This window comes from Chryseobacterium sp. GM_Chr_2 (genome assembly GCF_026540445.1).
GTDB lineage: Bacteria > Bacteroidota > Bacteroidia > Flavobacteriales > Weeksellaceae > Chryseobacterium.
This window is the reverse complement of sequence record NZ_JALNUD010000011.1, coordinates 173,108-194,867: the sequence shown is the minus strand read 5'-3', so window position 1 is coordinate 194,867 and position 21,760 is coordinate 173,108. Positions and strand designations below refer to the sequence as shown.

At 33.6% G+C, this 21,760-nt stretch carries 18 protein-coding genes and 1 tRNA gene; 7 read left to right on the top strand and 12 right to left on the bottom strand.

Features of this window, described 5'->3' with window-relative positions:
* The 5 genes from ruvA to OXQ85_RS16775 all read right to left on the bottom strand — a co-directional run bounded on the left by ruvA (position 1) and on the right by OXQ85_RS16775 (position 5,488).
* Entirely contained in the window at positions 1-585 is a 585-nt protein-coding gene (ruvA, locus tag OXQ85_RS16795; protein ID WP_267405955.1) for a Holliday junction branch migration protein RuvA, read from the bottom strand.
* 289 nt (positions 586-874) lie between these two features.
* A complete protein-coding gene (locus OXQ85_RS16790; RefSeq protein WP_267405954.1) occupies positions 875-1,519 on the bottom strand; it encodes an HAD family phosphatase in 645 nt (214 codons plus the stop codon).
* An 84-nt stretch (positions 1,520-1,603) separates the two neighbouring features.
* Positions 1,604-3,889 carry an NADP-dependent malic enzyme gene (locus tag OXQ85_RS16785; RefSeq protein ID WP_267405953.1) on the bottom strand — a complete coding sequence of 762 codons (2,286 nt, stop codon included), beginning with the start codon at positions 3,887-3,889 and terminating at the stop codon, positions 1,604-1,606.
* Positions 3,890-3,906: 17 nt separating this feature from the next.
* Positions 3,907-4,758, bottom strand: coding sequence for a BadF/BadG/BcrA/BcrD ATPase family protein (locus OXQ85_RS16780; protein ID WP_267405961.1), 852 nt, complete (start codon positions 4,756-4,758; stop codon positions 3,907-3,909).
* 466 nt (positions 4,759-5,224) lie between these two features.
* The gene (locus OXQ85_RS16775; RefSeq protein ID WP_267405952.1) at positions 5,225-5,488 is read right to left on the bottom strand and encodes a hypothetical protein; all 264 of its coding nucleotides are present in this window, start codon (positions 5,486-5,488) and stop codon (positions 5,225-5,227) included.
* Between the two features lie 243 nt (positions 5,489-5,731).
* Here OXQ85_RS16775 and OXQ85_RS16770 point away from each other — a divergent pair, with 243 nt between their 5' ends.
* From OXQ85_RS16770 to OXQ85_RS16755, 4 genes are all read left to right on the top strand, one after another.
* Positions 5,732-6,190: a GtrA family protein gene (locus tag OXQ85_RS16770; RefSeq protein ID WP_267405951.1), complete on the top strand. Its 459-nt coding sequence runs from the start codon at positions 5,732-5,734 to the stop codon at positions 6,188-6,190.
* Between the two features lie 3 nt (positions 6,191-6,193).
* Positions 6,194-6,922 (top strand): lysophospholipid acyltransferase family protein, encoded by a 729-nt coding sequence (locus OXQ85_RS16765; RefSeq protein ID WP_267405950.1) that lies wholly within the window; start codon positions 6,194-6,196, stop codon positions 6,920-6,922.
* 42 nt (positions 6,923-6,964) lie between these two features.
* Positions 6,965-8,410, top strand: a complete 1,446-nt coding sequence (locus OXQ85_RS16760) for a sugar MFS transporter (RefSeq protein ID WP_267405949.1) — start codon at positions 6,965-6,967, stop codon at positions 8,408-8,410.
* 91 nt (positions 8,411-8,501) lie between these two features.
* Positions 8,502-9,464 (top strand): DUF3810 domain-containing protein, encoded by a 963-nt coding sequence (locus tag OXQ85_RS16755; protein WP_267405948.1) that lies wholly within the window; start codon positions 8,502-8,504, stop codon positions 9,462-9,464.
* A 407-nt stretch (positions 9,465-9,871) separates the two neighbouring features.
* Here the strand turns inward: OXQ85_RS16755 and OXQ85_RS16750 are convergent, their stop codons facing one another.
* A complete protein-coding gene (locus OXQ85_RS16750) occupies positions 9,872-10,210 on the bottom strand; it encodes a lantibiotic dehydratase C-terminal domain-containing protein (RefSeq protein WP_267405947.1) in 339 nt (112 codons plus the stop codon).
* Positions 10,211-10,806: 596 nt separating this feature from the next.
* On the opposite strand from OXQ85_RS16750, the gene OXQ85_RS16745 reads away from it, so the two are divergent.
* The 3 genes from OXQ85_RS16745 to OXQ85_RS16735 all read left to right on the top strand — a co-directional run bounded on the left by OXQ85_RS16745 (position 10,807) and on the right by OXQ85_RS16735 (position 15,899).
* Positions 10,807-12,318 (top strand): thioredoxin domain-containing protein, encoded by a 1,512-nt coding sequence (locus OXQ85_RS16745; RefSeq protein WP_267405946.1) that lies wholly within the window; start codon positions 10,807-10,809, stop codon positions 12,316-12,318.
* A gap of 91 nt (positions 12,319-12,409) precedes the next feature.
* Positions 12,410-14,605, top strand: a complete 2,196-nt coding sequence (locus OXQ85_RS16740; RefSeq protein WP_267405945.1) for a peptidase domain-containing ABC transporter — start codon at positions 12,410-12,412, stop codon at positions 14,603-14,605.
* Complete coding sequence (locus tag OXQ85_RS16735; protein ID WP_267405944.1) at positions 14,595-15,899, top strand: HlyD family efflux transporter periplasmic adaptor subunit; 1,305 nt, start codon at positions 14,595-14,597, stop codon at positions 15,897-15,899. Before OXQ85_RS16740 ends, OXQ85_RS16735 begins: the two co-directional genes overlap by 11 nt.
* 358 nt (positions 15,900-16,257) lie before the next feature.
* Here OXQ85_RS16735 and OXQ85_RS16730 read toward each other — a convergent pair.
* From OXQ85_RS16730 to OXQ85_RS16705, 6 genes are all read right to left on the bottom strand, one after another.
* Positions 16,258-16,331 (bottom strand) — tRNA-Met (locus OXQ85_RS16730).
* A 44-nt stretch (positions 16,332-16,375) separates the two neighbouring features.
* Entirely contained in the window at positions 16,376-17,662 is a 1,287-nt protein-coding gene (locus OXQ85_RS16725; RefSeq protein WP_267405943.1) for a TlpA disulfide reductase family protein, read from the bottom strand.
* 62 nt (positions 17,663-17,724) lie between these two features.
* Positions 17,725-17,952, bottom strand: coding sequence for a signal peptidase (locus tag OXQ85_RS16720; protein WP_267405942.1), 228 nt, complete (start codon positions 17,950-17,952; stop codon positions 17,725-17,727).
* Positions 17,953-17,957: 5 nt separating this feature from the next.
* A complete protein-coding gene (locus tag OXQ85_RS16715; protein ID WP_267405941.1) occupies positions 17,958-19,970 on the bottom strand; it encodes a T9SS type A sorting domain-containing protein in 2,013 nt (670 codons plus the stop codon).
* A 77-nt stretch (positions 19,971-20,047) separates the two neighbouring features.
* Complete coding sequence (clpX, locus tag OXQ85_RS16710; protein WP_267405940.1) at positions 20,048-21,235, bottom strand: ATP-dependent Clp protease ATP-binding subunit ClpX; 1,188 nt, start codon at positions 21,233-21,235, stop codon at positions 20,048-20,050.
* Between the two features lie 75 nt (positions 21,236-21,310).
* Positions 21,311-21,700, bottom strand: a complete 390-nt coding sequence (locus OXQ85_RS16705; protein ID WP_267405939.1) for an HIT family protein — start codon at positions 21,698-21,700, stop codon at positions 21,311-21,313.
* Positions 21,701-21,760 lie beyond the last annotated feature (60 nt).

Genomic DNA, 21,760 nt, shown 5'->3' with positions numbered 1-21,760 from the left:
TTAAATGTTTTTTAAAATTTGTTTCACCAATTCCTCTACCGAGATACTTGGATTTTGTTTTATTATTCTGTCTGCAAGCTTCTCGCTCATACGTTTCGGAATACCCAAAACTTCTAATGCAGATAACGATTCTTCCTTGATTTTATTATCTACAAACGTAGAAATATTTTCATCCGGATTGCTGAATTTCTGTACCTTATCTTTAAGGTCTACAATAATTCTTTCAGCAGTTTTAGCACCGATACCTTTCGCTTTTTGAATCACTGCGCTGTTCTTGGAAAGTATGGCAGCAGCAATCTCATCAAGACTTAAAGTTGATAGCAAAATAAGAGCGGAAACAGCACCCACGCCATTAACGCTTATTAACAGATTGAACATTTCTTTTTCCGAACGAGTATTAAACCCAAAAAGTAAATGCGCATCTTCTCGAATAATTTGTTGAATAAAAAGGAAAGTCTCCTTATTTAAAGTCAGTGTCTGTGAGGTCATTAGGCTAATACCTACATAGTAACCAACTCCTTGTACGTTGATTACTGCGTAAGTAGGCGTAAGTTCCTGAACATTGCCTTGAAGTGAAAATATCATTATTAATTTTTAAAACTCCCAAATATAGCAAATTAAACTAATTAATATTTTCATTTAACACAGGAATGCTTTTTAACTTAATTTTAGGTGATGATTTTAAAGATTTTACGAAAAAACAAAAGACTTCAAAATTTTGAAGTCTTTTTTGATAGGCTGGAAGTGGGAAGATTGAGGCTGGAAGTATTTTCGGTTATCACAGCCACGCATCGAATGATGTTTTAAAATGAAACCTTTTTAAATTTCAAACCTACTCTCCTTGTCTCTTTTCACTTTTTACTTGCCTCTTTATTTAATTCAAATCAATATTAGTATAATCATGGATTACGAAAGTACAACCGTTGTCCATCAATTCTTCTTCGGAATGCGTAGTTGTAATTCCAACGACTTTTAAACCTGCATCTTTTGCAGATTTTATTCCGCCCATTGAGTCTTCAACGGCTAAGGTATCTTTTCCGTCGACCTGTAATTTTTCAACCGTTTTCAGGAAAATATCAGGATTCGGTTTTCCTTTTAAAACCTCGATTCCGCCTGTGATTTCGTCAAAATAATTTTTGATATTCAATCCTCCTAAAATAAAATCAATACTAGCAGGAATTCCCATAGTGGCAAGACCAATTTTGATGTTATTTTGTTTTAATTTTTGAAGAAAAGGAGTTAATCCATTTACTTCTTTAATGTGTGGTTGATATAAATTCTGATAAGCATTTTCTTTTGCCAATCCCAACTCATGAATTCTTTCTTTAGACAAATCATTTCCAAAAAAACGGATAATCATTTCGTCCAGCGTTCCATGGTTTTGAGCTGAGAAGTTTTCAGGCTCTATCATAATTCCGTATTCCTTTAAAAATACGATCCAGGATTCTTCATGATAAGGGATGTTATTTACCAAAGTTCCATCCATATCAAAAATAATCGCCTTTGCATTAAAATTCATCTTTTTTCTATTTGTATTTAAAGTTAAAATTAAAAACCTTCAAGGTTTTGAAGTCTTGAAGGTTTAATAAAGCTTAATTTATTTTTATTTTTTCTCTCTTCTCTGAGCATCAAGAACAGCAACCGTTGCTAAGTTTACGATCTCATCAACGCTTGAACGCATCTGTAAAACGTGAACCGGCTGACTTAGTCCCATCAAGATTGGTCCGATAACCTGAGCTACTTTCATTCCTCTGATGATTTTGTAAGATAAATTTGCAGATTCCAAATTCGGGAAAACAAAGGTATTTGCCGGAGTATTTCCTAATTTTGAGAAAGGATAATCGCTTAAATGATCTGCATTCATCGCAAAATCTGGCTGAATTTCTCCATCCACAATCATTTTCGGGAATTTTTCGTGAAGAATACTTACTGCTTTTGCTACTTTTTTAGAAGTTTCAGAAATTGCAGAAAAGTTTTCAAAACCTAACATTGCAATTCTTGGTTCAATCGCAAAAGTTTTAACGGTAATCTCAGCCATTTTAGCAATATTTACCAAATCTTCCGCTGTAGGATTTTGGTTGATCGATGTATCGGCGAAGAAAATAGGTTTCTTTTCAGATAAAATCATCATCATTGCCGCTACTTTATCAACTCCTTTATCTTTTTCGATGACTTCTAAAACTGGTCTTAACGTAGAAACATAGTTTTTAGAGAAACCAATGATCAAACCATCTGTATCACCATGTTTCAACATCAATGGCCCGAAATAATCTCTCTGACGAACGAATCTCTTCGCTTTGTACTCGTTCATTCCTTTTCTCTGACGAAGTTTCCAAAGTGTTTCTCTGTATCGTTTTCTGTTTTCTTTTTGATCATCATCGCTTGGATCGATAATCGGCACATCCAACTGGATTCCGAAACGTTCCATTTGCTCTTTGATGTATTTTTTGTTTCCTAGCAAGCTTGGAAAAGCAATACCTTCCTCATAAAGAATCTGAGCCGCTTTTAATACATTATATTCTTCAGCATTTCCTAGAGTGATTCTTTTCGGGTTAGATTTTGCACGGTTCTGCATCATTCTTACCAACTTCTCATCTCTTCCCATTCTGTCAAGAAGCTGATTTTCGTATTCCTCGAAATCTTCGATGGTTTTTCCAGCAACACCACTTTCAATCGCCGCTTTTGCCACAGCGCTTGATACTTTAGTGATCAATCTGTTATCGAATGGTTTCGGAATGAAATACTCTCTACCAAACTGAAGATTCTGAATATTATACGCTAAAATTACAGCTTCCGGCACTGGTTCTTTCGCCAAATCAGCAATGGCGTGAACGGCTGCCAATTTCATCGCTTCATTGATTCCTTTTGCCTGAACATCCAATGCCCCACGGAAAATATATGGGAAACCAAGCACATTGTTTACCTGATTAGGATAATCACTTCTACCCGTTGCCATGATCACGTCTTTACGAGTTTCAAGCGCAAGATCGTAAGCAATTTCCGGATCTGGGTTTGCCAATGCGAAAACGATAGGATTCTCGTTCATGCTTAACAACATTTCAGGAGTCATTACGTTTCCTTTAGACAATCCGATGAAAACATCAGAACCTTTTACGGCATCTTCTAATGTATCGATATCGGTTTCAACAATGAAATCTAATTTTTCAGGCGTAAGGTTTTCTCTTTTATGGTTGATAACTCCTTTACTGTCGCACATCAACACGTTTTCTCTCTTCAGACCTAAAGAAATATAAAGGTTGGTACAAGCAATTGCCGCTGCTCCTGCTCCGTTTACCACCATTTTTACTTCTGCAATATTTTTATTGGCAATCTGCAAAGAGTTGATCAAAGCGGCAGCCGAAATAATCGCTGTTCCGTGCTGATCATCGTGCATCAAAGGAATATCTAATTCTTCTTTTAATCTTTGCTCAATATAAAAAGCTTCCGGAGCTTTAATATCTTCAAGATTGATTCCCCCAAAAGTAGGAGCAATACCTTTTACAATATCGATGAATTTATCCGGATCTTTTTCATTGATTTCGATATCAAAAACATTAATATCTGCGAAGATCTTGAATAAAAGACCTTTCCCTTCCATTACCGGTTTTGAGGCTTCTGCTCCGATATCTCCCAACCCAAGAACGGCTGTACCATTAGAAATAACTGCTACCAGATTTCCTTTTCCCGTGTAATCATAAACTGTTTCCGGCTTGTTGTGGATTTCCATACAAGGAACTGCAACCCCCGGTGAGTATGCCAATGACAAATCTCTCTGAGAAGAGTGTGGCTTTGAAGGGATAACTTCGATTTTTCCTTTAGGTTCGGCTTTATGGTAATCTAACGCGGCCTGATTAAAGTTCTTTTCGTCGCGGTGGGTTTTACTTGACATAGAATTTTATTTTTTGTTTAAAGTATATATTTAATATGGTAATCGACTAAACTTTCTATTGGTTTTTGTACGATTTGCCCCACATTAAGGTTAAGCTCTGCTGCCGCAGAACGTAGAATATTTTCGTAATAATAAGCAATGGAGCCGATAAAACTAACTTCGGCGTCTTTTGATTCTTCATAAGGAAGAACCTGATAATCGAAGAAATTCAGCATTTCTTCGTGCACCATTTTTTGAAGATAAGGATGATCTTTTCTATCGACCACAAATCTGTTGAAGTCTGCAAGAAAGGCATTGGGTCTTGTCTTGTGATACATATTTTTCAGCGCTTCATCAATCGTTAAATTGTATGTTTGGTGAAAATCATCATGAAGATCTTGTGGAAGTTTCTGCATAAAGAATCTTCTCACCAATTGTTTTCCGATAGCGCTTCCGCTTCCTTCGTCTCCCATCAGGAAACCCAATGAAGGTAATTTGATCGTTAAATCTTTACCATCGAAATAGCAAGAATTGGAACCTGTACCCAAAATACAAACGATTGCAGGCTTACCCTGATAAGCAGCATACGCCGCCGCCATAAGATCTTCTCTTACGGTAATTTCTGCATCTAAAAATACTTTGCTTAATTCCTCAACAATGGTATCGCAGTTTTGCTGAACACCACAGCCTGAACCATAGAAAAAGATCTTGGTAATGGAATTTTTAACGGAAGTTAAGCTTGTATTTTTTTCGATTTCCGGAACAATAAGTTCTTTGCTGATAAAATTCGGGTTGAAACCAATGGTTTCCGTTTTCAGGAAAACTTTCTTAAAGTCGTCGAGTATTACCCAATCTGTTTTGGTAGAACCACTATCAACAATAGCAACCATATCTTTCATTTTAGTTTAAGGATGCTAAATTATGAATTTATCTTGTAAGATGTGAGATATTCGACATGACATATATGTTATTTCTGGTCTCGTCGTTGTCTCCTTTATTTTGGAATATTCTTTATTTATTTTAGAAAGCGCTCCTTTTATTTTGGCGCACGTGTGTTTTGGTTTAAATATTTTCATCAGTGTTTTTAAGTTGTTATTATATTTAATTTTGATTTAATATACAAATTTTTAAATTAATGACTAAAACCCTAGCCCCGCTTGAAGCTTTGTTTGAGCTCATTTTTTTGTTTTCGGCTCGGGCTGGCTTTGCCAGCCCGAGCCGAAAACAAAAAAATAGCGAGTGCGGAAAGCGGGAAATAGCTCCTTATAGAGTTTTAGAGTTTTAGAGTTTTATTAAGAAACAAAAAGAAGCACTCGACTGAATGCTTCCATATATTTTAAAATGCATAATGCATTATTAATGTTTTGTTTCAGTTTTTTTATCATTAAACTGTATCAACCAATCTTCGATCTCATCTTCTAAATAAGAGGTCTGAAGTATCATTGCATTGATAAAATCATCCGGCACAGGTTCCCCAGTAGAGTTTTCAAGATTCCAAAGTTCATTGGACATATTTTCATACTCAGAATATACGCGTTTGAAGCGTGTACTTTCTTTTTCTAGTGCTTCAATATTTTTTTGCTGAAGCCGGAATTTTCTGTATTTGTTTTGATTTTTCATACAAATAATGGTAGTTAAGTGGGTAAAAAGCGGTAATAAATTTTTAATTGCAAGACGATGCGCCCAGCTTACAAGATAGAAAAACCAACAGCACAATAAGCTGAAAATGAATTTATTATCAGGTAGTTTCGTTCCGTATTAGTTAGATTAAATTTAGAAATTAATTTTAATTCACAAAAATATTTAACATCTTTTTTTAAGGGTTTAACATATAGTTATAAATTTGCACATCATATATATTAGATGAAAGAATTAGTACTACGTCATAAACAGATTTTATTCTTCATCATTGCAGGAGGACTGAGTGCAGTGGTTGAAATCGGGAGTTTTAAAACCTTCAGCACGCTTCTTCCTCAGATATTTCCGCATGAGCCGGATTATCATGGAATACATTATCCTCTCAGTAATATCTTTTCTACAAGTTGTGGAATCATCACCAATTATTTCCTGAGCATCTGGTTTGTTTTTGAAAGAGGAAAACATTCGAAGAGAAAAGAATTTGCTTATTTTATTTTAGTATCATTTATTTCGACCTTATTTAGTCTTGGTTTCTTCCAGATATTTTACAGTTGGATATTTAAAGATAATATAGATCTTGGGTTTTATACGTTAAGTCCGGAAATGATTAGTAAAATTGCTGCAATTTTATTAGTTTCGGTTCTGAATTATTCGGTGAAAAAGAAAGTAATTTTTAATGGATAACGTGTGGGAAAGATCTTAAATTATTTTTGGAGATTTTGGTTGATATTGTTGGCATTTGTTTTAACAATCATTTTTGGGATTCCGGTTTATATCTTATCGTTTAATAAAAAGCATTATAAATATGCTTATCAATTCATCCGCTTCTGGAGCTACGGAATGTTCTACGGAATGGGTTTACGGTATGAGCTCATCAACCTTTCAGATCAAATGATAGATAAGAACACCCAATACGTTATTATCTCTAACCATACTTCGATCATGGATATTATGCTTACCTGTATTCTGTATCCGCACCACCCGATTTGCTTTGTTGGAAAGAAAGAGTTGGTAAAGATCCCGATTTTTGGAACCATATATAAAAGGATATGCGTAATGGTAGACCGAAGCAGCGCAAGAAGCCGCGCAGATGTGTACCGAAGATGTGCCGAAAAAATGGAGGAAGGGAACAACATCGTTATTTTTCCTGAAGGTGGTGTTCCGGATGATACTTCTGTAATTTTAGATGAATTTAAAGATGGTGCATTTACACTTTCTTCGAAACATAATTCCCCAATCGCAATTCACACTTTTATCGGATTAAAGGAAATTTTTCCGTTTGATAACTCAAAAGGTTATCCGGGTAAAGTAAAAGTATATTTTAACGGAATTTTACCCGCTTCAGATTCCCCGAAAGAACTGAAAACAAGGGCTTTTGACGAAATAAAAAAAACTTTGGTAGATCACATTAATTAAAAGAAATAATATATATTTGTTGTTAAGAAATTTTTAACAAACATGTCAAATTATTCAAAGCAAACTAATTGGGGGCAATTTATTCCATTAGTTACTGTATTTTTTTTCTGGGGCTTTATTGCGGCAAGTAATGACATCCTGATCCCGGTTTTCAAAAAGGCATTTAATTTAACCCAAACCGAAAGTATGCTCGTACAAATATGCTTTTATGTGGCATATACGGTAGGTTCTTTAATTTATATGGCGGTTTCAAAAGGATTGAAACAAGATTTAATTAATAAAATCGGCTACAAAAACGGGCTTATCATAGGTCTTCTTATTTCAGCAGCTGGTACTTTATTGTTTTATCCAGCAGCCAATATGGGATCGTTCCCACTCATGATCGCCGGTCTTTTCATTGTAGGACTTGGATTTTCCTTACAGCAGATTGTTGCCAACCCATTGGCTATTGAAATAGGGCCTGCAGAAACAGGATCTCAGAGATTAACAATGGCTGGAGGTATCAACAACTTAGGAACAACGATAGGACCACTTATTGTTTCTTTCGCCATCTTCGGATCGGCTACCGCAGCCAGTACAGATATAAGTATTGAAAGTGTGAAAGTACCATACCTTATTTTAGGTGCCGCTTTTGTTTTGGTGGCCATTATGTTGAAGTTTTCTTCTCTGCCATCGGTAACGCCAACAAATATTGAAAATACAGAAGATTCTACTCCTGGAGAACACCGAAAATCGGCTTTCCATTATCCACAGTTGATTATGGGGATGATCGCGATCTTTGTTTATGTAGGTGTTGAAGTTTCCACAGCAAGTAATCTTCCTGCTTATATGGAAAAAGATCTTGGCTTTGAAACTAAAGATGTTGCTCCGTACATATCATTATATTGGGCTTCGATGATGATCGGCCGTTGGACCGGCGCTGTTGATGCGTTTGATTTAAGCGCAGGATTTAAAAAGATTTTAAGATTTTTAGCACCTTATCTAGCTTTTGCAGTATTCTTATTAGTAAATGCAATTGCGCATCATGATTTGAAACCTTTCTATGTATATGGTTTAATTATCATCGCCATGATTATCTGTGATATTTTAAGTAAAGGAAACCCTGCGAGAATGTTACTTATTTTCTCTGTAGCCGGAATTGCCGCTTTATTAATTGGTATGTTTACAAAAGGAATGGTTTCCGTATACGCTTTCACAAGTGTCGGATTATTTTGCTCTACCCTTTGGCCATGTGTTTTTGCTTTAGCAATCAATGGTTTAGGAAAACACACCAATCAAGGTTCAGGCTTGCTTGTCATGATGATCATGGGAGGTGGGATTGTAAGTTTGATTCAGGGATATGTGGCAGATTTGGCAACGATTCACGTAAGTTATATCGTAGGTGTTATCTGTTTTGCTTATCTTGCATTCTATGCGATCCGAGTTACCGGAATTTTAAAATCTCAGGGAATTGATCTTGATAAAATCACCAAAGGAAGTGGTCATTAAGAATACAAAAATAATATATAAGAAGAGATTTTGGGCAGGTTTATTACTTGCCCAATTTCTTTTGTTCTTTATCTTCTCCAAACTGAAATTCATGATTTCTTTCTTTGAGTATTTTTTCGAAATTCAGAAGAGTTTTCATCAGATCTTATTTTCATGGATTCCGTTTTCGATGGGCGATGTTTTATATGCTTTATTGGGAATTTTTATTCTCTATTTCATTATTACATCTTTTAAAAAGAAAACCCGAAATAAAAGTCTTTTAAAGTTATTGATTGGCATTAATTCATTCTACTTTATTTATCAGATTTTTTGGGGAATGCTGTATTTCCAAACTCCAATTATTGCTAAACTTAAAAAAGGAAACATTTCAGACACTTCGCTGGAAAGAAGAAAAGAATTAGCTTTAAAGTATCTTGAAAAATGTAAAGCCACTCGAAAACTTGTCAGTCAAGATAAAAACGGGATTTTCATTGTGACAGATTTAAAATCGATACAAAAAGAAATTCTCTATCAACAATCACAACTCCCGAGTTTTATTTCCAGTAAAAAAGCTCCACAGATCAACTCTTTTAAACCTAGTCTGTTTAAAAATATCATGAGCTTTACTGGAATTTTGGGATATTACAATCCGTTCACCGCAGAAGCACAATATAATTCTGAATTACCTTCTACTTTTCTTCCTTTTACTTCAGCACACGAAAGTTCGCATCAATTGGGCTTTGCAAGAGAGCAAGAAGCCAATTTTGTAGGTTATTTAATAGGAGTACATTCTCAAAATCTCGATCTGAGATATAGCACAGAATATTATACTCTGAAAAGTTTGTTGAATTCAATTGCGTATGAAGATGAAAACTTTGTAAAAAATGCTTTAAAAAATTATTCTCAGGAAATGAAAAAAGACAGATTGTACGAAAGAGCATTTATTTACAAACACCAAGGCTTATTAGATGACTTTTTTGGATTTACTAACAATCTGTTTTTAAAGAGTAATCAACAGGAAGGTTCTGTCACTTATTCTTATTTCATTGATTTATTACTTCACTACGAAAAATAGCCTAAAAAACAAAAGAATCGTATCAGGCGATACGATTCTAAAAACACAAATGATGAAAAAAAATTTATTACCTTGACTTGTTCCCTCATTCAAGGCGTTGTAAAAGTACAACATATTTTGTAATTACAAAAACATTTTACTTCTTTTTTAAAACTTTATGAAAACTTTAAGAATTTTTAAGTAGATGTACAACAATCATTGAAAATCTCACAGTTGAATGACATTCTTAAAAACATTATAATTAATGATAAAAAATCATTCGATATGTAAATTTAACTACAATAATTCACAAAATCAAACAAATGTTTGATTTTGTGTTTTTCTTATATACTCAAATTGAGATAGATCGTGAAATTGAAAATATTTTGATCTTAATAAAAATTTAAACTAAATGTTCTTAAATCAATTTAAATTAAAAATCCTACTACAACAATTAAACCTTTAACCAACTCAATTTTGAGTATTTTGAAAGAAAAGGGTTTTATAGTAACGATGTAGATAATCATTTCAAACAATCTCTGATCAGAAACAAATATTCTGTTGACATGCATATGAAATAGGCTTCGGACAATGCTTTCCAGCATTTTGCCTTCTGCTTTAGAAAGGATATTTTGTATTGAGAATTCGCTTTCTTTTAAATTCTTTTTTATTAAATTTTTGAAATCTACAAAATCTTCCGGTTCCAGAAAATCAACATATTTGGGCTTGAAAGTTCTGTATTTATATTCAACCTTAAAAATTGACAAAAAAAGGATTGAAATTGATCATAATATTATTGAATTTGACTTCTCAAGAAAGAAATCACTTTTTTCACTGAACTTATAATTTAAATAACACTTTATTTATCCAACAATAAATAAGCACTTAATTTCCATCAAATCCAAAATAAATACAAATATTCCCCTTACTCACACACCTTAAAACACACTAAAAACATAAAATAAATAAAAAAACACTACACGTTAAACCATTGAAAACAAATGAATTACCTCTAAAACATTTCTAAATTTATAAATCTAGAGTAGCTTTTCTTTTTTCACACAAGAGTGTTGTGTATGTTTGCAATGGGTAAAGACACAACTAATAATTTTTTATTTTTTACACCGGTAAAAAATAATGAAACTCAAATGAATCACAAAACGTGGGAATGCATTTCTAGATTATTTAATAGTTAGAGATGGTTCAACAAAAAGGAGGAATTTTTTCCTCCTTTTATATTTAATTCACGGCAATTTGCAACAAATTATTAACGATTTTAAATAATTTATTAAAATAAGTCACTTGTAAAAGAAAAATATTTGTTTTTTTAAAACATCTGCGTATTTTAGTTGAAAATATTAACATGATCTTCGATAAACTAATACACTACTTAAAACTAGATAAACAGGAGTTTTTGTTCCAGTTTAATTCTCACCCCAATTATCCGTCTGCTTTGGCATTTAGTGATACTTTAAATTTTATGGGCGTACGAAATGACGCCTACGAACTGGAAAAACAATATTGGGATGAACTGCCAGAAGAATTTATTGCCATTGTTGATAATTCTTTTTCGTTAGTAAAAAAAACAGGAAATAATTATTCAATATATTCAGAAAAGGCGAAAACTTTAAACAAAACAGAACTTCATAAAAGCTCAACAGATTTTGTACTTTTATTTGAGAAAACAGAAAATGCAGAAAGTAAATCTGGGCTGAATATAAAACCTCTTCTCTACCTTGCTTTAGCTCTCATCGCTGCATATACTTTATTAACACATACCTGGTATCAAAGTATTTTTAACCTACTTTCTCTTGCGGGAGTTTATATTTCTTTGGAAATTTTTAATCAAAAATTCGGAAATACATCAACGGTTATCGGAAGCATTTGTGGAGATACAGTCGGCGGAAAACAGGCTGTAAATTCTTGTAATAAAATAATCACACAGGATAAAACCAGCATTTTAGGGCTAAAATTTTCCGACTTTTCATTAATTTATTTCATAGGAATTACCATTTTGGGATTATTCCTTCCGTCAACATCATACATCATTAAAGGATTTACCTTTGTTTCCGTTTTAGCTATCGGATATTCACTTTACATTCAAGGATTTGTAGAAAAAACATTTTGCAGAGTCTGTCTATTGATTATTTCGGTGTTAGTTGCTCAACTGGTCATCAGCTTTCTATTGTTTGAAAATGTATTTATTGAAATAAAAACGGTTTTATTAAGCCTTGTTTTATGGATTGCCACTTTTACATCAATCCTTTATCTAAATAATACACTTGAAGAAAAAGAAAAATTACAAAAATCGAATGCTAAAAATTTAAGATTCAAAAGAAATTACGACTTATTCAAAGGGCAATTGCTGGAAAACGAAAAAATTGCTTTTCAGGATAATCAAACATTTTCATTGGGAAATCCTGAAGCTAAACTTCATATTTCGATTGTTTCCAATCCTTACTGCGGTTTTTGTAAAGACGGACACAAAATTGTGGAAGATATTGTAAAGAAATATCCAAACGAAATTTCAGCACAATTAAGATTCAATTATTTTCCAGACAGAAGCCCGGAAAAATACACCGGATTAATATCAGATTTCGTTCACATTTACAAAAACAAATCTCATAAAGAGTTTCTTGAAACTGTTGAAGAATGGTTTGAAACTAAAAATGAAGATCAAATTCATGCAAAATCCGGAAGAGGAGATCATGCTGAAGACCTTAATCCGATTATTGAAATGTCCAAAGACAATACAAATAACGGATTGAATTTTACCCCTATCATTATTATTAATGGTCATCAATTCCCAGATAAATACGATCGCGAAGATATCTGGTTCTTTATTGATGAATTATTGTACGATGATGAATTGTAGAAATTAATTTTTTGTAATTCAAACTAAACTAAATCAAATAACATATAAATTAGAGGCTATATATGTATAGTCTCTAATTCTACAAGAGTTAATGAAGAAAAAATTCCCTAATTACATCCAGCCAGACTCCAAAGATTGCGGACCAACCTGCCTGAGGATTGTAAGTAAATATTATAAAAGAAGCATCTCTTTACAACAGATTCGTAACCTTTCTGAAACCACAAGAGAAGGAAGCAGCTTGCTTGGTTTGAGCGATGCCGCCGAAGATCTTGGATTTCGCTCACTGGGTGTGCAAATCGATTTTACAACACTTAAAGAAGAAGTTCCGATGCCGTGTGTTGTGCATTGGAACAAAAATCACTTTGTGGTCGTTTACGATGTAGATAAAAATGATAAAGTATATATTTCAGATCCCAGCTATGGGCTTATAACTTATACCAAAGAAGAATTCATCAAAAGTTGGATTGGTGAAAATGCCAACGAAAATACCGAAGAAGGAATTGCCTTAATTCTTGAAACAACTCCTGCATTTTTCCAGACAGAATTTGAAGAAGAAGAAAGCAAAGCCAGTTTTTCATTTCTTTCAAAATATTTGTTGAAATATAAAACACTTGTTATACAATTAGCGATTGGGCTTTTGGCAGGCAGTTTACTTTCTTTAATATTCCCTTTTCTTACCCAAAGTATTGTAGACGTCGGAATTCAGAATCAGGATTTAAATTTCATCTACCTTGTTTTGCTTGCCCAAATCATGCTTTTCTTAGGAAGAATGGGAATAGAAATGATCCGCAGCTGGATTTTATTACATCTTTCAGCAAGAATCAATATTTCGATCATCTCAGATTTTTTTATCAAATTAATGAAGCTGCCCATCAGTTTCTTTGATACCAGAATGACGGGAGATATCATGCAGAGAATCAACGATCACCATAGAATTGAACAGTTATTAACGAGTTCTTCTCTTAATACATTATTTTCTTTGGTGAATCTTATTATTTTCAGCATCGTATTGTTGATGTATGATTATCAACTATTTATAGTTTACATCATTGGAGCAGCGCTATACATCGGCTGGATTACTTTCTTCCTTAAAAAAAGAAAAGAATTAGATTATAAAAGATTCTCACAGGTTTCTCAGGAGCAAAGTAAGGTGATTGAGCTCATCAACGGAATGCAGGAAATCAAAATGCATAACGCCGAAAAACAAAAACGTTGGGACTGGGAGTTTCTTCAGGTGAAATTATTTAAGCTTAGAATAAAATCTCTTTCGCTAGAACAATGGCAATCTGTGGGTGGAAATTTTATCAACCAAATGAAGGATATTCTGGTAAGTTTTTTATCTGCTAAACTAGTTTTAAGCGGAAATCTTACATTAGGGATGATGCTTTCCGTTCAATATATTATCGGACAATTGAACAGCCCTTTGCTACAATTAATAGATTTCATCAAACAAACCCAGGATGCTAAAATTTCGTTGGAAAGATTAGGTGAAATTCATGATAAAGATGATGAAGAAAATAAAGATGAACAATACGTTCATGAAGTTCCTCAAAAGGACATTGAGATCTCAAATGTTTCCTTCAGATATATTGGTTCGGATGTTTTTGTTTTTGAAAATTTAAACTTAAATATTCCTTATCAAAAAACCACAGCCATCGTTGGAGCCAGCGGAAGCGGAAAAACCACTCTTTTAAAATTATTAATGAAATTTTATGAGCCCAACGAAGGTGAAATTAAAATTGGCAATACAAAATTAAACAGTGTTTCGCCAAGATTTTGGAGAGATCACTGCGGCGTCGTAATGCAGGAAGGTTATGTTTTCAATGATACTATTGCCAATAATATTGCTATTGGAGAAGATCATATCGATAAACAAAAATTAAGAAAAGCTGTAGAAATTGCCAATATTAAAGACTTTGTGGAAAGTTTACCGCTAAGTTACAATACCAAAATCGGGAATGAAGGCGTAGGTGTAAGCGGTGGTCAAAAACAAAGACTTTTCATTGCGAGAGCCGTTTATAAATCTCCAGAATACATATTTTTCGATGAAGCAACGTCTGCATTAGACGCCAACAACGAAAAAGTGATTATGGAAAATCTAGAACAGTTTTTTAAAGGCAAAACGGCAGTGGTCATTGCGCACAGACTTTCTACTGTGAAGCATGCCGATAAAATCATTGTTTTAGACAAAGGAAAATTGGTAGAAGAAGGCAACCATGCAGAATTGGTAGCTTTAAAAGGTGAATATTACAGACTTGTAAAAAATCAGTTAGAACTTGGAAACTAAAAAAGATATACTCGATAATATAGAACTTCGTTCTGAAAGCGTTCAGGACATTCTTACCCAGCCGCCACATTGGATGATCCGATGGGGAAATAGTGTCATTTTCATTATTCTTATTTTAATTTTGATCATGAGCTACATTATAAAGTATCCCGAATTTATTGCGGCTCCCATTGTGGTTACTTCACAAAACCCACCTGAAAAAATTGAAGCAAGAAACAATTTAAAAATTGAAAAAATTCTTATCAAAGATCATCAGGATGTAAAAAAAGATCAGGTTTTAATGGTAATGCAGTCTACGGCTAATTATACCGATATTTTAGCCTTAAAAAAATATGTGGATAATATGACTCCCAACAACCTTTATTCTTTCCCTGTAAGTGAGGTTTCGCACTTCAAACTGGGCGAGTTGCAGGGAGATTATAATAATTTTGCTAAAGCTTTTCAGGATGAGCAGCTTTTTACAAGACTACAACCTTATGCACCGGAAAATATTGCCGCCAACCAAAGTATTTCCGAATATCGAGGAAGAATTATCAACTTGAAACAACAAAAAATTCTGGAGCAGGCTAAATATGATCTTACACGAAAAAATTATCAACGTTCTCAGGAACTTTTTAACCAAGGTGTGATTGCTTCCGTAGAACTTGAAAACGAAAAAATAAAATATCTGCAGGCTCAGCAAAATGTGGAAAACATTAATATTTCTTTGTCTCAGATGGAAGAGGCTATTTCAAATTTCAACAAAACAAAAAGCGGAGCTGCCATTAATACTGAAAAAGATAAGATTACCTACTCTTCTCAAACACTTCAATTATTTGAGCAGTTAAGAAAATCGTTGAAACAATGGGAGCAAACTTATCTCATCATTTCTTCAACAGATGGGATGGCTAGTTTTCAGCAGTTTTTTGGTGAAAATCAATTTGTAAAAATGGGTGATGCCATTGTTTCTATTCTTCCGAAAAATAAAGATAAATTAGTGGGAAGAATGTCTGTTCCTGCTACCAATTCGGGAAAAGTAGTTCCTGGAGAAAAAGTTTTAATTAAACTAGACAATTATCGTTATCAGGAATTCGGAATCGTTAAGGGTAAAGTTCAAAATATATCTCTTTCGCCCGATAAAGACGGAAATTATTATGTAGACATTGTTCTTCCACAAGGATTAAAAACATCTTACAATAAAAATTTAACTTTTGATAAAGAACTTCGTGGAAGCGCCGAAATTGTAACCCAAGATTTAAGGCTAATTGAGAGGTTTTTCTATCAAATACGACAATTATTAGGCTATCAAGTTTAAACTAGTATAAAGCCCGTAAAATAACTTTTACGGGTTATTTTTTACGCGATAGTTATAGCTTAATTTTTGAAAATTATTTTTTGGGTATTAATAAAACTGTTGTGATTAGTGATATTGATTTTTAGATTTTAGATTAATCACAAAGAGTCATAGAGGTTTTATTTGCAACAAAACTGAGAAACAATATTAATTGCTAATTGCTTTTTATTTATAGCCACAAATAAACCAATATTAATGCAGAAAGTAAATCTCTAAATTTTTGTTTGAATTCTACGTATTGAAAATGAGATTTAGAAAAATTATCGAAATATATAAAAACAAAAAACCGAAACAAATGTTTCGGTTTTTCTCGCTATTGTAGCGAAGACGGGAATTGAACCCGTGACCTCAGGGTTATGAATCCTGCGCTCTAACCAACTGAGCTACCTCGCCGTTTTGGTGGTGCAAATATAGAAAATATATTTGAACCTCCAAAATTATTTTAACTTAAAATATTCTAAAACATCGCCAACATGATCTGGCTTGCTGATTATCTTATTGTTAGCATCTAAAATAAAATACGTCGGAGTTGCATGAACATTGTAAGTTTCCGTATAACTACTGTTCCATCCTCTTAATTCCGAATCATTGATCCATGGGAATGCAGCAATTTTTTTAGTGTAAGAATCTTTATCTACATCTAAAGATAAACCTATAATCTGAATATTTTTTGCCTTCAGATCATTATATTTTTCCAATAATTTAGGTAATTCACTTTCACAGTGAGAACATGTAGATGACCAAAAAACGATGACTTTTTTATCAGCTTTCACATCATAAATTGACTTAGCAGTTGTATTTACAGGAGACTGAAATTTATTGTTCGGGAAAGTAGATCCTATCTGTACGTTTGCATTAGATTTTAATGTAGAAGCCAGTCGATCTGTAATGGTACATTTAAGATTTTTAGCAAGATTAAGATATTTATCTTTAAGATCTTTCATCTCATAAACATCAAATATATCTATTAACTCAGAAAGCACCGTTTGCCCTCTTGGCGTTTCAACCTTTAATTTATCTAATAATTTGTCTACAGATGCCCCAACATTTGCGTTTCCACCGGCATTTAAATAAGCTACTAAAACTGGCCTTAACAAGGAAGAAGTTTCAAGCATATCATTAGACTTATCTATAAAGTTTACGATATCATCCTGAGAAACCTTTTTAGAAGGGTCATTTGCGATATATTTCGCGTAATTGGTATTGTAATAAGAAATAAACGGATGTTTGGCAGGATCGATCTCATTTGACGTTCCTGTTAATCGGCTTATTTCTGTTTTTAATGCTTTACCAAAATCTGTATTATCTTTATAATATTCTTTAATCTGAGTTAAAGCGGGTAAAATAAGTTCTTTTTTCTGAGAACCTTCCTGCTGCTTACTCATTAGATCATTGGCTTCATCCTGATAAACAATATTATTAATTTTATTATTTTGAGCTTCAATCTTGATATTTACATTTTTATTTTCAGAAATAAAGCTGAAAGTATTATTAGATCCCGGAAAATAAATTTTCATCATTCCCGAATAACTTGTAGGATACTTAAAAGTAAGCACACCATTCTTTACTTTTTCTGTGGAAGCTATAATATCTCTCGAACCATTTAAGCTATATAAAATAGCATCTTGGTTGGTAAAATCAGCTGGAGTCTGAACTGTAACTGTAAACTGTGCCTGTATAGAAAATGCAGCCAAAAATGCCGCTAGTATAGAAATCTTTTTCATATAGTAAAAATAAAAAAACTCTCTGACTAAATCAGAGAGTTTATCATATTTTAATAAAAATTTTATATTTTTTGAGTCTTGTATTTTTTTGCAAAAAATACAGTCAACATAATTGCCACAACTCCTAAACCAATGATATACATATCAATTGGTGAAGATGGATTTCCTGGCCCTACCGTACCATCACCTCCATCACCTCCCGGAGCTGGCATAGCCGGCATATCAGAAGCATAACTTAAAGTAATAACAAATAGAAAAAGCGCTGATAATAGTTTATTTATGGTTTTCATATATTTTATTTTAAGATTTTAGTGTTAACAGTTTCACCTTTTTCAGAAACAACTTTTACAACATACGAAGCTTTAATTGCTTTATTCAATTCAATTACAAAGTCCGTAGATGCATCAACTGATTTCTTAGAAAGAACTAGTTTACCGCTCATATCATAAACCTCAATATCTGCTTTTTTCCAGCTAGGGTCGAATCTAACAATATAGTTAGTAATATCCGGGTTATAAACCACGATTGTTTTAGAAGGCTTAGTAGAAGCTCCCGGCTCAACAGCCAATACATTTCTATCAGGCATTCCGTAATATAAGTTATATTTATCAATACTTGATGTAACTGGAATAATATCACCTTGTTTAGCTTCCGTTACGCTTCCGTTTGGAGCTTGATAATAGAAACCAGTACCTGCTGATAATTGATGTTGACCATCATTAATTAAAGCAGCATCTTCACGAATTTCAAATTTATAAGACTTTACTCTATCAGGATTTATTTCTAATACAATATTTTTACCTTTGAAATTTGTTTCGTTAGCTTCATTAATGTATAACCAATAATCATTACTATGATTAGGATCAGCCCCTCCTGTAAGAGCCTCTTCATAAGTACCGATAGGATCAGCAGTATTAGGATTCCCCCCTCTTGCAGTAACTTGTGTTTTAGAGTTACTAGAATACCCACTCACTCCATTAGGATAAACAACATAATATGTTCTTCCCACTTCATTTCCATTAGCATCTAACCCGATAACTCCAAGCTGTTTTACAGTACCAACTTTAGAAGCATTCTTATTGGCTGTTACACTATAATCTGTACTTGCTCCTCTACTGTAATAATTAAATCTTCTTAGATTAGCAAAGTTCAATACATCTGTATTGTTATTGTTATTAAGCTTAATTTGGAAAGTTCCCATAGGTCTGATCATCATATAATCAACATCCCCAGTAGGCACCCCTGCATTAAAAGTAATATATTTTCCTGCTGTCGTAGCACCCGTACCTGAACTATTTGTAGTAACTTGACCTGGCTCTAATCTTACTCCGTAAATATTTGATAGATTAACTCCATCACCGTTAGCTGCAGGCTCGTTATATGCAATATTTCTTAAATCTAAATTCGTCAAGAAAGGGTTGGCAAACTGATAGATATTTCTGCTATAGTTACCTTGCCAAGAGGCACCTCCGGAAGCAATCTCAAACCTATCCTGAGAATAGGTGTTATACTTCTCTCCATACATGTTTTGATTATTACCTCCAGTTCCGAAGTTAATACCATTACCCGCATTACTTAGCGTTACTGACTGTCCAATATCACTTAAAGGACGCCCTTTTAATGTTCTAGTAGTAGTACTTACATCTAATCCTGAAGCTCCTACCATATAATATAGGTAAGCTGGACCTGCTTGTCCCGCAACACTGTTTCCTCCGATTCCTAATTTGTAATTCGTAGGGACAGTATAGCTTACAACAGCACCATTTCCATATTGAAGAACTTCATTTTGAGATCCTCTTACATTGGAGAAATTTTTCCCTAAATCAGCACTTAAGGTAGATACCGTTTTATCATAAAATGGTAGACCTATTTGTTGATAAGTACCATGCTGTATAGATCTGTATTCCTGATCTACAATACCTGTAATGTTAGCTTGTGGAATTCCCGAGATGTAAAGCTGTCCGTAAGTATATGCTGGAGTAGCTGACGAAGAATTCGTGTTTGGAGTAGCATAAGCTGTAGGCTCATTAAGTTTGTTAACAAAATTAGCCGTTACAGAACCTTCTGGCTTGTCTGCGCCGCCAGTAGTGATCGTTTTAAAAGAATCGGTACTAGCACCGCTTACCATGATGTTTCCATGATTTTCGATTACCCCGTTCCCTCTCATTTGTAAGCCCCCGCCGTTATAAACCAGCGTTCCCTTGCTTACATACGTAGTAGCAGCGTCATCTACGTGTAATAGAACATTCTGCGCCTGAACAGAACTAGCTGCTGCTAATAAACCAATAGCAAATAAACTTTTTCTCATTGTATATAATTATTTGTGTGTTAATACAATCTTCACCCGCAAAGGTAGTTTTTTTTTTTGGAAGAAAAAAAAATATTTTATTTATTAACAAAAATATTATCTTCGGTTAATATTATTTCCTTCTCTTCACCTATTGCAAACATATAGTCTTCAAGCACCTTTTCCGTGGTTCCTCGTAATCCTCTGGCGCCTAAACCTTTCTCAATAGTTTCATCCACAATTTTAGCAATTGCACCATCTGTAAACTCTAATTTCGTACCATCCATTTTGAAAAGTTCCACAAATTGATTCACAATTGAATTTTTTGGCTCTTTCATAATTCGGATCATCGTCTCTTTTGTGAGTTTATCGAGATAAGTGATGATTGGAAATCTTCCTAAAAGTTCGGGAATTAATCCGAAAGAACGAAGATCAATTGCATTAATATTTGTTAATACATAATCGTCCTCCTCTACTTTGTTAATCTTTTCTGCGCTGAAGCCTATTGCCTGCTTGTTCATTCTTCTTTCGATGATCTCTTTGATCCCGTCAAAAGCTCCACCGGCAATAAATAATATGTTTTGAGTATTTACCTGAATATATTTTTGGTCAGGGTGTTTTCTTCCTCCTTGAGGCGGAACATTCACAATACTTCCTTCCAACAATTTCAATAAACCTTGCTGAACCCCTTCCCCGGAAACATCTCTTGTGATACTTGGGTTATCAGATTTTCTTGCAATTTTATCAATTTCATCAATAAATACAATTCCTTTTTCCGCTTTTTCAACATCATAATCAGCAACCATTAATAGTCTAGACAAGATACTTTCAACATCTTCTCCTACATATCCTGCTTCTGTTAAAATTGTTGCATCTACGATACAGAAAGGAACATTCAATTCTTTAGCAATAGTTTTAGCTAAAAGCGTTTTACCCGTTCCCGTTTCACCAATCATGATGATGTTCGATTTCTCCAACTCTACTTCTCTGTTTTCGTCCTGAGCATGAAGTAATCTTTTATAATGGTTATAAACCGCGATAGAAAGCTGTTTTTTAGCCTGATCCTGCCCAATAACATATTGGTTCAGAAATTCTTTTATCTCTTTCGGTTTTTTTAGATCGTCTATATTTTCTGCCGGTGAAAATCCGTTCTTAGAAGTTGAGTCTTTTACAATCGTATGTGCCTGCTCAATACAATTTTCACAAATAAAACCAGTCTGACCAGAAATCAACATCTGTACTTCATTTCTTTTTCTTCCGCAGAAAGAACATTGGTTTGAATTCATTTTTTATATAATATATATAAGGTATATGATTAAAGAAACTCGTAAAAGTTAATTTTTACGAGCTTCTGTATTTTTTTAAGAATTAATAATTGAGTTCTGAATCTCGGTGTACTCTTCGCCCGTTAATTTTAATCGTTCATTTCTAAAATTCATATCTTCCATTTTATTGAGAGGAATCAAATGAATATGAGCATGAGGAACTTCTAATCCCACAACTGCCACACCTACTCTCACACAAGGGATTGCATTTTTCACTTTCTTGGCCACCTCCTGAGCAAAACCCCAAAGTTTTTTATACTCTTCGCTTTCCAGATCAAAAATTAAATCTACTTCCTTTTTAGGAACTACCAATGTGTGACCTTTTACCAAAGGCATCGCATCCAAAAATGCAATAAAGTTTTCATCTTCGGCAATTTTATAGGAAGGAATTTCTCCGTTGATGATCTTTGTGAATATTGTGCTCATTTTTATTAGAAATTAGTTTAAAATATCCGTTCTAAAAATTCAATTATTAATTGTTAATCT